Origin of the sequence: Agromyces sp. NDB4Y10, from assembly GCF_001620055.1 — a bacterium.
GTDB classification, from domain to species: domain Bacteria; phylum Actinomycetota; class Actinomycetes; order Actinomycetales; family Microbacteriaceae; genus Agromyces; species Agromyces indicus.
In genome coordinates this window covers 57104-70878 of sequence record NZ_LQGY01000034.1, presented here as the reverse complement: position 1 = coordinate 70878, position 13775 = coordinate 57104, and the positions used below count along the sequence as shown (strand labels likewise).

Here is a 13775-nt window from a genome sequence, read left to right as displayed (position 1 = left end):
CTTGACGGGTGCAGTGCCCGTACTTCGACGCGGGGCGATGCCGGTCGTGCTCGCTCATGGGTCGGCCGTACCCGGCGCAGCTCGCCGACAAGCAGGCGCTCGCCGAGCAGCTGCTCGCCCCGTTCGACGTGCCGGCCTGGCTGCCGCCCGTGGCATCCGGCGAGCGCGACTACCGCAACAAGGCGAAGATGGTCGTCGGCGGCACCGTCGAGGCGCCGACGATCGGCATCCTCGACGCGGACGGGCACGGCGTCGACCTGCAGGCGTGCGGCATCTGCTCGCCCGGGCACCGGGCCGCGTTCCCCGTGCTCGCGCGGTTCATCACGCTCGCGCGCATCACGCCGTACGACGTCGCCGCCCGGCGCGGCGAGCTCAAGCACGTGATCGTCACCGAATCACCCGACGGCGAGCTCATGGTGCGCTTCGTGCTGCGCTCGACCGAGCCCCTCGGCCGCATGCGCAAGCACCTGCCGACGCTGCTCGCCGAGCTGCCGAACGCGCGCGTCGTCACCGCGAACCTGCTGCCCGAGCACAAGGCCGTGCTCGAGGGCGCCGACGAGGTCGTGCTCACCGAGGCCGACACCCTGCCGATGCGGCTCAACGACGTGACGATGCACCTGCGGCCGCAGAGCTTCTTCCAGACGAACACCGCGATCGCCGAGGCGCTCTACGCCGAGGCGCGCGACTGGATCCGCGACCTCGCACCCGAGGACGCGTGGGACCTCTACTCCGGCGTCGGCGGGTTCGCGCTGCACCTGGCCGACCCGGCCGGGCGCACCGAGGTCACCGGCATCGAGACGAGCGTCGAGGCGGTCGCGAGCGCCGAGCTGAGCCGAACGGATGCCGCGCTCTCACGGGTGCGCTTCGCCGCGGGTGACGCGACCGCGTACGCCCTGGCCGCGGCATCCGCCCCCGACCTCGTGGTCGTGAACCCGCCGCGGCGCGGGATCGGCGCCGAACTCGCGGGCTGGCTCGAGCGGTCGGATGCCGCGCACGTGCTCTACTCGAGCTGCAACGTCGCGTCGCTCGCGAAGGACCTCGCGGCGATGCCGTCGCTGCGGCCCGTGAAGGCGCGCGTGTTCGACATGTTCCCGCAGACGACCCACTTCGAGGTCATGGTCCTCCTCACCCGCAACTGAAGCGTGCGAGGCCATGGTCCGCCTCGCCCGCAACTGAAGCGTTTCTCAGGACGCCCGGCCGGAAACGGCACCGTTCTCAGGAGGACACGCCGCCCGCGATCGCGACCCGCCGCATAACTCCTGAGAAACGCAATCGCACACGTGCGCGCTGAGGAGGGCGCCCGGGCCTAGGCGCCGGCGGCGAGCTCGCGGGCGCGGGCGAGGGCCGCGTCGGTCGCGCGGTCGAAGAGGGCCGCGAGGTCGGCCTCCTGCAGGACGGCGACCGCGCGCTCGGTGGTGCCCTTGGGGCTCGTCACCCGACGCCGCAGTTCGGCCGGGTCGTCACCGGATGCCGCGAGCAGCTCGCTCGCTCCGCGGAACGTGCCCTGCACCATGACCGCCGCCTGTTCCGGCGTGAAGCCCTTCGCGACCGCCGTCTTCGTGAACTCCTCGATGAGCAGGAACACGTAGGCGGGGCCGGACCCGGAGATCGTCGACAGCGCGTCGAGCTGCGCCTCGGGCACCACGAGCACCTCCCCGACGGTCTCGAACATCGACACCACGAGCGCCAGGTCGGCGTCGCCCGACCGGGTGCCCGCCGAGACGCCCGTCACCGCGCGACCCACGACCGCGGGCGTGTTCGGCATCGTGCGGACCACCGAGACGTGCGACGGGAGGTGCGACTCGAAGGTCGCGACCGTCACCCCGGCGGCGACGCTCACCACGACCGCGCCCGGCTCGAGCGCGTCGGCGATCTCGTCGAGCAGGTCCGGCACCATGCCGGGCTTCACCGCGACGACCACGAGCTTCGCGCCGGCGACCGCGCGACGGTTCGCCTCGGCATCCGCTTCGGTCGCGTACGCCGTGACCCGCGGCTCGTCGTCGAACTCGGCCGCCTTCGCCGCCGACCGGTTCGTCGCGCGGATGCCGCCGGCGACCTCGACCTGCGGCTGGAGCAGCCCCGCGAGGATGGCGCGGGCCATCGAACCGGCCCCCAGGAAGGCGATCGCGGGCAGGTCGACGGTCTGGCGGGAGGTCATGGCGACCATCCTAGGATTGGCCCATGAGCGCATCCGGCGGCACGAAGGCGATCCTGGCGGCATTCCTCGCGAACACCGGCATCGCCGTGACGAAGTTCATCGCGTGGCTCGTCTCGGGGTCGGCGTCGATGCTCGCCGAGGCCGTGCACTCGGTCGCCGACGCGGGCAACCAGCTGCTGCTGTTCCGCGGCGGGCGCAAGGCCCGCAAGGAGGCCGACCGCGAGCACCCGTTCGGCTACGGCCGCGAGCGGTACGTGTACGCCTTCGTGGTCTCGATCATCCTCTTCGCCCTCGGCGGCATGTTCTCGATCTACGAGGGCGTGCAGAAGATCCTCGACCCGCACGAGATCACCAACGCGTGGGTGCCGCTGACCGTGCTGGCCGTCGCGATCGTGCTCGAGGCGTTCTCGCTGCGCACGGCCGTGCGCGAATCGAACCAGGTGCGCGGCAAGCAGAGCTGGGTGCAGTTCGTGCGCCGCGCGAAGGCCCCCGAACTCCCGGTGGTGCTGCTCGAGGATGTCGCCGCGCTCGTCGGTCTCGTCTTCGCGATGTTCGGCGTCGGCCTCACGGTGATCACGGGCGACACGATCTTCGACGCCATCGGCACGCTCATGATCGGCACGCTGCTCGTCATCATCGCGATCATCCTCGGCATCGAGACGAAGAGCCTGCTCGTCGGCGAGGGCGCGAGCGAGGGCGACGTGGGCCGCATCGAGAAGGCGATCCTCGCGGGTCCCGAGGCCGAACGCATCATCCACATGAAGACCCTCTACCTCGGTCCCGACGAGCTGCTCGTCGCCGCCAAGCTCGGGTTCCACGCCGACCTGCGGCTGCAGGAGGTCGCGACGGCGGTGAACGTCATCGAACGCCGCATCCGTGACGCCGTTCCGGCCGCCCGCGTCATCTACCTCGAGCCCGACATCTGGGTCGACCCGAACCTGCAGGCGCCGCCCACCGACGCGATCGTCATCAAGGGGCTCGAGTGACGGATGCCGCCGGCCGCCCGACCGCGCTCGTCCTCCGCCACGACTCCGCGATCGGCCTCGGCAACCTCGGGCCCGTCCTGGAGGAGCACGGCTACGAGGTCGTCGTCGTCGACGCCCCTCGGGAGGACGTGACGGCGGTCGACGCGCTCGCACCCGACCTGGTCGTGGTGCTCGGCGGCGACGAGGCCGCGTACGAGACCGACCGCTACCCGTACGTCGGGCATGAGATCGAGCTGCTCCGGCAGCGGGTCGCCGCCGAGGCGCCCGTCTTCGGCGTCTGCCTCGGGGCCCAGATGCTCGCGGAGGCGATGGGTTCCCGGGCGTACCGCGGCCCCCGCAAGGAGGTCGGCTGGCTCGGTGTCGACCTCACCGAGGCGGGGGCGTCGTCGCCGGTGCGCCATGCGCGCGGCATCCGCTTCGTGCAGTGGCACGGCGACACGTTCGACCTGCCGGAGGGCGTCGAGCGGCTCGCGTCGTCGCCGCAGTATGCGAACCAGGCGTTCCGTGCGGGCGACTGGCTGCTCGCGGTGCAGTTCCACCCCGAGGTGACGCCGGCGATCCACGAGGACTGGCTGGCCGCGTGGGGCGACGAGCTGCCCGAGTACGACCTCACGGTGGAGCGCATGCGCGCGCTGCAGGGCGAGCACGGCCCGGCGGCGGAGGCGGCCTCGCGCGCGATCCTCGGCGAGTTCCTCGACGGGCTGGGTCAGGGCCGGCGCGCCGGGTCCTCGAAGAAGTCGACGAGCAGCTTCGACGAGGCATCCGCCTCGACGCCCGCGTAGACCTCGACGCGGTGGTTGAGCCGCCGGTCGCGCAGCACGTCGTAGAGCGACCCGCCCGCGCCCGCCTTCTCGTCCCACGCGCCGAACACGACGGTCGGCACGCGCGCGGCCAGGATGGCGCCGGCGCACATCACGCACGGCTCGAGGGTGACGACGAGCGTGCAGTCGGTGAGGTGCCGGTCGCCGGTGACGCGGGCGGCCTCGCGGATCGCGAGCAGCTCGGCGTGCGCCGTCGGGTCGCGGTGCAGCTCGCGCTCGTTGCGGCCGGTCGCGATGACCTCGCCGTCGCGCACGACCACGGCGCCCACGGGCACGTCGCCGGTGGCGAGGGCGGCGGATGCCTCGGCGAGCGCGAGCCGCATCCACTCGACGTGCTCCGGGCGGGGCAGCGGCATCCGTTCGGCCCTTCTCACCGGCGGGCGGCCCCACCGTCTTCACGCGCGGGAACCCCCCCGCAACTAGACTCGAGCCTATGCGAGTCCATGTTGCCGACCACCCGCTCATCACCCACAAGCTGACGGTGCTCCGCGACTCGCAGACCACCTCCCCCGTCTTCCGTGCGCTGGTCGAGGAGCTCATGACCCTCCTCGCGTACGAGGGCACGCGCGATGTGCGCGTCGAGCCGGTCGACATCATCACCCCGGTCGCGCCGACGACGGGCGTGCGCATCGCCGAGCCGAAGCCGCTCATCGTGCCGATCCTCCGCGCGGGGCTCGGCATGCTCGAGGGCATGGTGAAGCTCCTGCCGTCGGCCGAGGTCGGCTTCCTCGGCATGGCGCGCAACGAGGAGACGCTCGAGCCCACGACGTACGCCGAGCGCCTGCCCGACGACCTGTCCGGTCGCCAGTGCTTCGTGCTCGACCCGATGCTCGCCACGGGCGGGTCGCTGATCGCCGCGATCGACTTCCTCCTGCAGCGGGGGGCGACGGATGTCACGGCCATCTGCATCCTCGCCGCGCCGGAGGGGCTCGAGGCCGTCGAGAAGGCCATGTACGGACGCGACGTGACGGTCGTGCTCGGCGCGGTCGACGAGAAGCTCAACGAGCACGGCTACATCGTGCCGGGCCTCGGCGACGCCGGCGACCGTCTCTACGGCACCGTCTGAGTCACCGGTCGCGTCGCGCCCGCCAGGGTGGGCGCGGGTGTGCTAGCGCGCCTCACATCGCAGGATCTTCGTCGTGAGACACGCCGACGCTGATGCGATCTGGCGAAATTCGACGAAATCCCCCCATACCGAAGGATCTTGCACTCGGCTCGACGGGTGCGCGGAACCCCCTCTCCCCTGCGCAGGGCGCGCGCACCGCGTGCGACGTCGCGACGCGTCATCCGTCGTCACTATTTGACACATCCTCGGCGTCCCGGTTGACTTCCCCCATGACTGACACCGCACGCACCCTGATCGCCCTCGAGGCTCAGAGGTCTGCCGGCACGATGATGCCGGCGCGTGCGCCCATGTGTTGTCGAATGTGCCGCTGACCAGCGACCCCCCCGCCGAGTCACGCGACTGATCCCACCCCGATCGGCGCGGCTCCGTCGAACCCGATGCGCTTCCGGGTTCTCCCGGCCCATCTCGCGGCCATCGCTCCGACCCCATGACCGGGGTCCACGACGCATCCTCAGCACTAGGAATCCGCCATGTCTCTCACGCTCGCCCGTCCCGTCCGCACCACCCACCCCGCCGTGCGCACCGCGCACCCCGCCGCCTACGTGCCGCAGCCGGCCGCTCGCCCGGTCGCCGCACCCGCACCGACGCCTCGAGCCGCCTCGGTGCCGGCCTCGCCCGCTCCGGCAGCCGAGCGCTCGGCGCCCCGCGTCCGCGCGGTGCCCGAGGGCACCGAGGCCCGCGGCTTCGTGCTGTACGTCGGCATCGACGAGGCGAAGGCCGAGGCCGACGGCACGAGCCTGCACCGCATCGTCGAGGCCCTCCGCACCCTCACCGCCGAGCTCGCACCGTCGGCCGAGACCTACGCCGCCGTCGCCCTCGCGCCTGAGGGCGCAGGCGGCCGCGACGTCGACGTCGTCCGGCTGGCCCTGCAGGACCCGGCGGCGCTCGCCAAGCAGCGCGAGGAGCAGGGCTCGGGTCTGCGCGCCGACGCCGACCGCCACCCCGACGGCGTGATCATCGACATCTCGCGCAAGCGCGTGCTGCTCGACGGCGAGCCGGCCGGCCTCACCTACAAGGAGTTCGAGCTGCTGCAGTACCTCGTGCTCCGCGAGGGTCGCACCATCGACCGCCACGAGCTCATCGACGGGCTGTGGTCCGATGAGGACGACGTGCCCAACGAGCGAACCATCGACGTGCACGTGCGCCGCCTGCGCGCCAAGCTCGGGCACTACCAGGACATCGTGCGGACGGTTCGCGGTGTCGGCTACCGCTTCGACCGGCACGCGGACGTCTCGATCCGCCAGGCCTCCACGCCGAGCCCGGACGTCTTCTAGGACGCCCCGCATTCGGGGCACAGAGGACTAGCGCCCGTTACCTTTCCGTTATATATTCGGAGTGCGCCGGTTGTTTGCTGTGGCGGCCGGCGCGGAATGTGATTGCAGGACACTCTTGGTGCAAGGGCGAGGGCCGGTCGTCAGCCTCTACGACCGGCCCTCAACCGTTCCCGGCGCGGCTTCCCCCAGAAGGGGTGACGTGCGCGCACGGTCCCCCGCACCGGGCCCGCGCTTCCCTATCCTTGACAGACCGGCGGCACGTCGCCTCGACGGCGTCGCAGCCGGGACGACCCGAGGAAGGAGCACGGCGTGGGGGATCGCGCGGCGGCGGTGGCGGCATGGGAGGCGCTGTTCCGCGCCCAGGTGCAGGTGATGCGCGGGCTCGCCGCCGAGTTCCCGACCGAGGTGATGTCGTTCAACGAGTACGACGTGCTGCTCTACCTCTCGCGGGCCCCCAACCGGTCGCTCCGACTCAAGGAGCTCAACCGCCACGTGCTCATCTCCCAGCCGAGCGTGAGCCGGCTCATCGACCGCCTCGCCGGACGCGGGCTCGTCGAGAAGTCCGACGACCCGAACGACGGCCGCGGCACCCTGGTCCGCCTCACCCCGCACGGGTTCGAGCAGTTCCGGCGCGCCGCGATCCTGCACATGCAGTCGATCACCGACCGCGTCGGCACCGCTCTCGAGGACGATGAGCTGCGCGAGCTGACCGCCCTGTGCGACCGGCTCCGCGAGGCGCAGGAGGAACGCGCGGCTCGGACGCGCTCGAACACGCCGGCAGTGGACTGACCGCGCGTCGAACGGGCGCGCGGTCAGTGCCGCGCGTCACTCCTTGTTGAGCTTGTCCTGAAAGCGGCCGGCCACCTTCTCCACGGTGTTCGGAACGTCGGTCGTGCCGTAGAACCGCGCATCGGGACGGGTGGGCGGCGGCATCGGCGCGGACGTCGTCGGGCCGTCGTGGTAGCTGAACTCGCCCTTGCCGTCGGGCGTGGGGCCGGACGCCCAACTCCCCTCCGCAGCGGCGACCCCGTCGCTGAAGTTGAGGTATTGGTAGGCGACGTCGCGCTTCTCCTTGGAGAGCGGGAAGTTGCTCGGCACGGGCAGTTCCTCGACGCCCTCCTCGCGGAGTTCCGCCGCGGCGGCGAGCCACTGGTTCTGGTGCATGGTGTCGCGCGCGAGGAGGAACGCGAGCAGGTCCCGGATGCCGTGGTCGTCGGTCATGTGGTACAGCCGGGCGACCTGGACGCGTCCCTGCATCTCGGCGTTGGCGTTCGCGGTGAAATCGGCGAGTAGATTGCCGCTCGCGGTGATGTAGCTCCCCTGCCACGGGTTGCCGTTGCTGTCCACCGGGCGCGCTCCGGCCCCGGCGACGATTCCCTGCTGCACGTCGGTGCCGCCGATGACCGCGGCCACCGTCGGGTCGTCCTGGACGGCGTCGCCGGTGATGCCGAGCGGCGCCTTCTCGAGGAGCTGGGCGATCATCACGGCGAGCATCTCGACATGGCCCATCTCCTCCGCTCCGATTCCGAACACCAGGTCGCGGTACTTGCCCGGCAGGTGCATGTTCCACGCTTGGAACTGGTACTGCATGGCCACGGTGATCTCGCCGTACTGTCCGCCGAGCACCTCCTGGAGCTTGCGCGCGTAGGCGGCGTCCGGTGCGTCGGGCTTCGCGGAGTGCTGGAGTTCCTGTCGGTGGAAGAACATGGATGGTCCCCTCGTTCGTGACGTTCAGTCGACGCAGACGCGCACTGAAGCCCACCGAACGACGGAAGCGGCGAGTCGCCGATGCCCTCCCCTGGCGGACGTGGGGGCCACGGTACGTTCCGGGCTCGTCAGCGTTGAGGGGCTTGACAGTCGGCTCGCGGAGATCGACCCTGAGCTCCCGGCGGAATGACGGTGGGGCGGGAACCCTACCTCCCGCCCCACCGCGGCCTCGCAAGAGGCCCTCCCCGCCGAGCGACCCGAACTGAGCTCGGCGAGCTGGATCCCGAGCGACCTCTGCTGGGACATCCGGTCGCATGCGGCGTCTTTCGACGACTGCCGGGCTCGGGGACCCGGCTCGGGTGTTGAGCGATCGTATCGTCCCGCGCGTGCCCGGCACACCGCCCCAGAGCGGGGGTCACGCCCGGACGGCCCGGGTCAGCCCTCGCGCGGCGCGCCCTCGGGCCAGTCGACCGACGCCTCGTAGCCGTCGTGGCGACGCAGGTACGCGGCGATGAACGGGCAGCGCGGCACGATGCGCTCCCCGCGGGAGACCGCGTCGTCGAGGACGTGGCGGGCGAGCATGCTGCCCAGCCCTTGCCCCTCGCGGCCGGGGAGCACCACCGTGTGGGTGAACACGATGGTGCCCTCCGGCCGGATGCGGAACTCGGCGAATCCGGCGAGCTCGCCGTCGACGTGCATCTCGTAGCGGCGAGCCTCGTCGTCTCGACGGAACCGCACCCCGGTGTCGGTCACGACTCGACCGGCTGGATGGACTCGCCGCCCGCGGCGACGGACCGCGTCGAGTCGGCCGACTCGACGACGACCTTGCGCGGCTTGGCCTTCTCGCTCACCGGGATGGTGACGCTGAGCACGCCGTTGGCGTAGCTGGCCGAGATGCGCTCGGTGTCGACGCCCTGGCCGAGGCTCAGCTGGCGCAGGAACGAGGCGGCCTCGCGCTCACGCGTGATCCACTTGACGTCGTCGCCCGAGGGCAGCGTGCGCTCGGCGCGGATCGTGAGCAGCTGCCCGTCGACGTCGATGTCGACCGAGCCCGGGTCGATGCCCGGCAGGTCGGCGGTCAGCACGTAGTGGTCGCCGTCGCGGTACAGGTCCATCGGCATGCGACGCGGCCCTCGGCGCGTCGTGTCGAAGATCGCGGACGCGAGGCGGTCCAGGTCGCGGAACGGGTCGTTGGTGGCCATGATCGGATCTCCTTTCGGTCGCGGCGAAGTTGAGTCGCATCGACTCATGCTCTACCACAATCGTACGAATTGAGTCGGCTCGACTCAAGTTCTGATCGGAGTCAACCGCGCGAACGCCCCGGCCATTCCCGGCGGTGAGACGACGGATGCCGCGCGGCGGGCGGGTCCACGCGACGCACCCGCCGGCTCGAGCACCGCGGTGCCGTCCACGGCGCCGCGCATCGACTCGCCGGCCGGTTCGTCGACCAGCGGCTCGAGCTCGGCGAGCTCGTGGATCACCACCGGGTGCGTCGTCACCACGAGGGTGATCAGCCATACGAAGACGAGGGCGAACGCGACGATCTCGAACACCGTCAGCGACACGAGCCCCAGCCGCTCGTAGATGACGAACGCCGACACCTCGAGCGCGAGCGACGCCCGCGACGTGCGGACCAGCACCCGCGGCATCCGTCGCACCAGGACGGGCGTGAGCGAGGCGAGCAGCGCGAACGCCGCACCGGCGCCGCACGCGAACACGTTGTGCAGCACCTCGTCGGTGTCGATCGGCACGACGCCCACCCCGGCGAGCGCGACGCCGATGACCGCGATCAGCGCCCGGACGGTCGGCACCGCGCCGCGCCGGGCGTCGTAGGCGCGTCGGGCGATGCCGCTGGCGAGTCGGCCCGACATCGCGGCCATGGCGCCGCCGGAGAGGATGAGGGCGAGGTTGAAGCACGCCGCGGCGATGTCGTTCGAGGTGCCCAGGGTGCTGAAGTTCAGGGACCACCAGTCGCCCGTCGACGTCAGGCTCATGCTCGCCAGGCAGCCGGCCGCGAGCAGCATGGCGACGACGTTGAACGACCGGTACGCCGACTGCCGGTGCGCCCGCCGGTGCACGGCGCCCGTGACGGCGGCCAGCGCACCCGCGATCAGCGCGGCCGCGACGACCGCACCGCCGGGAAGCGGGGTGAAGGCGTCCCCCGCCGCGCCGACCGCGAGCGCCGCAATCGCCGCCCACACCGCGGCGTTCGCCGCGGCGCGGCGGCCGCTCGTGAGCCGGAGGCTGCCGCGCGACGCGACCTCGGCCGGAGGCCGGTGGTCGGCGCCGGCGACGATCAGCGCCCCGAGCAGCACCGTCGCGACGACGACCGCGACGATGAGGCATGCGGTCGCCACCGCCGCATCGACCGCGCCGATCGCCCGTCCCGACCATCGCAGCAGCAACTGCACGACGGCGACGGCCACCGCGAACGCGATGGCGGTCATGGCGGCGAGCATCGCCGCGCGACGGATGATCGGCGCCTGGCCGATCGTGGTGGTACCCCTCATAGTCGACCCCGATCGCGGAAGACAAGCCGGTTCCGAGGGTATCCGGGAGTCCTGAGTGCGCGACATCGCGTTTCGCCTCGGGACGGCCCGCGGGAGGCCCCGATCGCCGCAGATCCGCGTGATCACGCGGAAAGCGCGGTTGTCCCCCAAACCGGGGGACACGGGCCCGGAATGGTGCAGTCTTGACGTATGGCACGCCTGGGAACCGACGCCGCACGTGATCTCGCAGACATCCGCCGGGCGCTGCCCGCGGCATCCGTCACCGCCGATGCGGCGTTCGGGGCGCGCCTCGCCGCGCACTTCCCCACCCTGCACGGGCTGTTCCGACGCCTGTACGGCGACCGGCCCGACGCGCTCGAGGCCCTGACGGGCGTCGTCGCCGACGCCGGTGCGTCGTGGGCGGCCCGTCCGGCCGACCTCAAGGCCGCCGACGCCCGCCGCGAGCAGGACACCGGATGGTACCTGTCGAACCGGATGCTCGGCGGGGTCTGCTACGTCGACCGCTACGCCGGCGACCTCGAGGGCGTGCGCGCGAAGATCCCGGAGTTCGTCGAGCTCGGCCTCACCTACCTGCACCTCATGCCGCTGTTCGCGGTGCCCGAGGGCAACTCCGACGGGGGCTACGCGGTCACCAGCTACCGGGCGGTCGCGCCGCACCTCGGCACGATCGACGACCTGCAGCAGCTCGCGACCGAACTCCGCGCCAACGGCATCTCGCTCGTGCTCGACTTCATCTTCAACCACACGGCGTCGAACCACGAGTGGGCCGAGCGCGCGGTCTCGGGCGACCCCGCGTACGAGGACTTCTACCTGATCTTCCCCGACCGCACGATGCCCGACGCCTACGAGCGGACCGTGCGGGAGATCTTCCCCGACGACCACCCCGGCTCGTTCGTGCAGCTGCCCGACGGCCGCTGGATCTGGGCGACGTTCCACTCGTTCCAGTGGGACCTGAACTACGCCAACCCGGCGGTGTTCCGCGCGATGGCCGGCGAGATGCTCTTCCTCGCCAACCTCGGCGTCGACGTGCTGCGCATGGACGCGGTCGCGTTCATCTGGAAGCGACTCGGCACGCCGTGCGAGTCGCTCCCCGAGGCGCACCTGCTGCTGCAGGCGTTCAACGCCGTGCTGCGCATCGCCGCGCCGAGCCTGCTGTTCAAGTCCGAGGCGATCGTGCACCCCGACGAGGTCGTCGAGTACATCTCGCTCGGCGAGTGCCAGCTCTCGTACAACCCGCTGCAGATGGCGCTCACCTGGGAGGCGCTCGCGACGCGCGACCCGCGGATGCTGCGGCAGGCGCTGGAGCGCCGGCACGCTTTGCCCGACGGGTGCGCGTGGGTGAACTACGTTCGCGGCCACGACGACATCGGCTGGACCTTCGCCGACGAGGATGCCGCCGAGTTCGGCATCGACGGGTTCGACCACCGCCGGTTCCTCAACGCGTTCTACGTCAACCGGTTCCCGGGCAGCTTCGCGCGCGGCGTCCCCTTCCAGGAGAACCCGCGCACGGGCGACGCGCGCGTGGCCGGCACCACCGCCTCGCTCGCCGGCATCGAGGCCGGCGACCCGCACGGCGTCGACCGGGTGCTGCTCGCCCACGCGATCGCGCTGTCGACGGGCGGCATCCCGCTCATCTACCTCGGCGACGAGGTCGCGCAGCAGAACGACTACTCGTACGTCGACGACCCGGCGCTCGCCGACGACAGCCGCTGGGTGAACCGACCGCACTACCCCGCCGAGGCGTACGCGCGCCGCCACGACCCGTCGACGCCCGCGGGCGCCGTCTACGCGGGGCTGCGTCGCCTCGTGCAGGTGCGGCGCTCCACGCCCGAGCTCGCGGGCGGGCGGCTCGTCCCGTTCGACGCGAAGCACCCCACGGTGCTCGGCTACCAGCGGCCGGGCGGGGCGGATGCCGCGGCATCCGCCGACACCACGGTCGTGCTCTGCCTGGCCAACGTGGGTGACGCGCCCGCGACCGTCGACGCGCTGACCCTCTCCGGGTTCGCGCCGGAGGCGCACGAGCTCATCACCGACCGGCGCATCACGCTCGACCGCGGCATCGTGCTCGACCCGTGCCACGTGGCGTGGCTGCACGTGCGGCCGGCCGACGCGCCGCCGCGCTTCTAGCCGACCGCTCCGGCGGGCCGCACCCGGAAACGACGAACGGCCCGCCGAAGCGGGCCGTTCAGTGGTTCCGCGCGCCCGGAGGGACTCGAACCCCCAACCTTCTGATCCGTAGTCAGATGCTCTATCCATTGAGCTACGGGCGCATGGGATGTCGCCTGCGCGATCTCCGCTCATCAGGCAACCCCGTTACTCTAACCCACCCGCCGCCGCGGCGCCAATCGACGGCCCGACCGCCTCCCGTCAAGCCCATGCCGGAACGCGCTGCTCGGGGAGTACGTTCCGAGCATGAGGCTCGTGTTCACCGCGTGGGTGGTCGGCATCTTCGCCGGGCTCGCGTACATGTTCGCCGTCGCACTCTCCGGGAGGTAGCCATGCGCGTCCGCCAGCACCTGCTCAGCATCGTCTTCGCCGCGCTGTTCCTGATCTCGCTGGGCCTGCAGTCCCTCGCCGGTCTCGCGGTCGTGAACGAGGAGCACGTCGAGCACGGCCAGCCGGTCGAGACCTGGGTGCAGTTCGTGACCTCGTCCGACTTCGTGGTCGACGTCGCCGAGAACTGGCAGTCCGAGTACCTCCAGTTCTTCGCCTTCATCCTCGCGACGATCTGGTTCGTGCAGCGCGGGTCGCCCGAGTCGAAGCAGCCCGGCGAGGAAGGCGTGGAGGGCGACGACGAGCAGCACGTCGGCCGGCACGCCCTCCCGGACTCGCCTCGCTGGGCTCGCGTCGGCGGCTGGCGTCTGTGGCTCTACAGCAACTCGCTCCTGGTGACGATGGGCGCGATCTTCCTGCTCTCGTGGCTCGCGCAGGCCCTCACCGGACAGGTCGTCTACAACGAGGAGCAGGCCATGCACGGCGAGCCTGCCGTCACCCTCGCGGAGTACGTCGTGAACCCGGACTTCTGGAACCGCACCCTGCAGAACTGGCAGTCGGAGTTCCTCGCCGTCGGCAGCATGGTCGCCCTGACCATCGTCCTGCGACAGCGCGGCTCGAGCGAGTCGAAGCCCGTGGGCACGCCGCACGACGTCACCGCGGTCGAGGGCTGAACGGATGCCGCGAGGCGGGGCGTGGG

General features: G+C 71.6%; 14 protein-coding genes and 1 tRNA gene. 8 read left to right on the top strand and 7 right to left on the bottom strand.

Features of this window, described 5'->3' with window-relative positions; all coding sequences use genetic code 11:
- The first annotated feature begins 8 nt into the window (after window positions 1-8).
- A complete protein-coding gene (gene rlmC, locus AVP42_RS09120) occupies window positions 9-1139 on the top strand; it encodes a 23S rRNA (uracil(747)-C(5))-methyltransferase RlmC (RefSeq protein WP_067948266.1) in 1131 nt (376 codons plus the stop codon).
- 167 nt (window positions 1140-1306) lie between these two features.
- Here rlmC and proC read toward each other — a convergent pair whose 3' ends face one another.
- A complete protein-coding gene (proC, locus tag AVP42_RS09115; protein WP_067948264.1) occupies window positions 1307-2158 on the bottom strand; it encodes a pyrroline-5-carboxylate reductase in 852 nt (283 codons plus the stop codon).
- A 23-nt stretch (window positions 2159-2181) separates the two neighbouring features.
- Here proC and AVP42_RS09110 point away from each other — a divergent pair, with 23 nt between their 5' ends.
- Together AVP42_RS09110 and AVP42_RS09105 are read left to right on the top strand one after the other, a co-directional pair.
- The gene (locus tag AVP42_RS09110; protein WP_067948262.1) at window positions 2182-3144 is read left to right on the top strand and encodes a cation diffusion facilitator family transporter; all 963 of its coding nucleotides are present in this window, start codon (window positions 2182-2184) and stop codon (window positions 3142-3144) included.
- On the top strand, window positions 3141-3926 hold the full coding sequence (locus AVP42_RS09105) for a gamma-glutamyl-gamma-aminobutyrate hydrolase family protein (protein ID WP_082847129.1): 786 nt from the start codon (window positions 3141-3143) through the stop codon (window positions 3924-3926). Before AVP42_RS09110 ends, AVP42_RS09105 begins: the two co-directional genes overlap by 4 nt.
- Here the strand turns inward: AVP42_RS09105 and tadA are convergent.
- The gene (gene tadA, locus AVP42_RS09100; RefSeq protein ID WP_067948260.1) at window positions 3851-4321 is read right to left on the bottom strand and encodes a tRNA adenosine(34) deaminase TadA; all 471 of its coding nucleotides are present in this window, start codon (window positions 4319-4321) and stop codon (window positions 3851-3853) included. The two genes, AVP42_RS09105 and tadA, sit on opposite strands and share 76 nt — an antisense overlap.
- A gap of 77 nt (window positions 4322-4398) precedes the next feature.
- Between tadA and upp the strand changes: the two genes are divergently transcribed.
- The 3 genes from upp (at window position 4399) to AVP42_RS09085 (ending at window position 7154) form a co-directional block, all read left to right on the top strand.
- On the top strand, window positions 4399-5031 hold the full coding sequence (gene upp, locus AVP42_RS09095; RefSeq protein WP_067948258.1) for a uracil phosphoribosyltransferase: 633 nt from the start codon (window positions 4399-4401) through the stop codon (window positions 5029-5031).
- Between the two features lie 530 nt (window positions 5032-5561).
- Window positions 5562-6365 carry a winged helix-turn-helix domain-containing protein gene (locus AVP42_RS09090; RefSeq protein WP_082847128.1) on the top strand — a complete coding sequence of 268 codons (804 nt, stop codon included), beginning with the start codon at window positions 5562-5564 and terminating at the stop codon, window positions 6363-6365.
- A gap of 309 nt (window positions 6366-6674) precedes the next feature.
- On the top strand, window positions 6675-7154 hold the full coding sequence (locus AVP42_RS09085; RefSeq protein ID WP_067948256.1) for a MarR family winged helix-turn-helix transcriptional regulator: 480 nt from the start codon (window positions 6675-6677) through the stop codon (window positions 7152-7154).
- Between the two features lie 36 nt (window positions 7155-7190).
- Here AVP42_RS09085 and AVP42_RS09080 read toward each other — a convergent pair whose 3' ends face one another.
- The 4 genes from AVP42_RS09080 to AVP42_RS09065 all read right to left on the bottom strand — a co-directional run bounded on the left by AVP42_RS09080 (window position 7191) and on the right by AVP42_RS09065 (window position 10582).
- Window positions 7191-8072, bottom strand: coding sequence for a manganese catalase family protein (locus tag AVP42_RS09080; RefSeq protein WP_067948254.1), 882 nt, complete (start codon window positions 8070-8072; stop codon window positions 7191-7193).
- A gap of 435 nt (window positions 8073-8507) precedes the next feature.
- The gene (locus AVP42_RS09075; RefSeq protein ID WP_067948252.1) at window positions 8508-8825 is read right to left on the bottom strand and encodes a GNAT family N-acetyltransferase; all 318 of its coding nucleotides are present in this window, start codon (window positions 8823-8825) and stop codon (window positions 8508-8510) included.
- Entirely contained in the window at window positions 8822-9274 is a 453-nt protein-coding gene (locus tag AVP42_RS09070; protein ID WP_067948250.1) for an Hsp20/alpha crystallin family protein, read from the bottom strand. The genes AVP42_RS09075 and AVP42_RS09070 overlap by 4 nt, the downstream gene beginning before the upstream one ends.
- Window positions 9275-9358: 84 nt before the next feature.
- On the bottom strand, window positions 9359-10582 hold the full coding sequence (locus AVP42_RS09065; RefSeq protein ID WP_067948249.1) for a DUF998 domain-containing protein: 1224 nt from the start codon (window positions 10580-10582) through the stop codon (window positions 9359-9361).
- A 189-nt stretch (window positions 10583-10771) separates the two neighbouring features.
- Between AVP42_RS09065 and AVP42_RS09060 the strand changes: the two genes are divergently transcribed.
- A complete protein-coding gene (locus AVP42_RS09060; RefSeq protein ID WP_067948247.1) occupies window positions 10772-12709 on the top strand; it encodes an alpha-amylase family protein in 1938 nt (645 codons plus the stop codon).
- Window positions 12710-12779: 70 nt separating this feature from the next.
- Here AVP42_RS09060 and AVP42_RS09055 read toward each other — a convergent pair.
- A tRNA-Arg gene (locus AVP42_RS09055) sits at window positions 12780-12852 on the bottom strand.
- A 228-nt stretch (window positions 12853-13080) separates the two neighbouring features.
- On the opposite strand from AVP42_RS09055, the gene AVP42_RS09050 reads away from it, so the two are divergent.
- Window positions 13081-13749 (top strand): DUF6766 family protein, encoded by a 669-nt coding sequence (locus AVP42_RS09050; protein ID WP_067948245.1) that lies wholly within the window; start codon window positions 13081-13083, stop codon window positions 13747-13749.
- Window positions 13750-13775 lie beyond the last annotated feature (26 nt).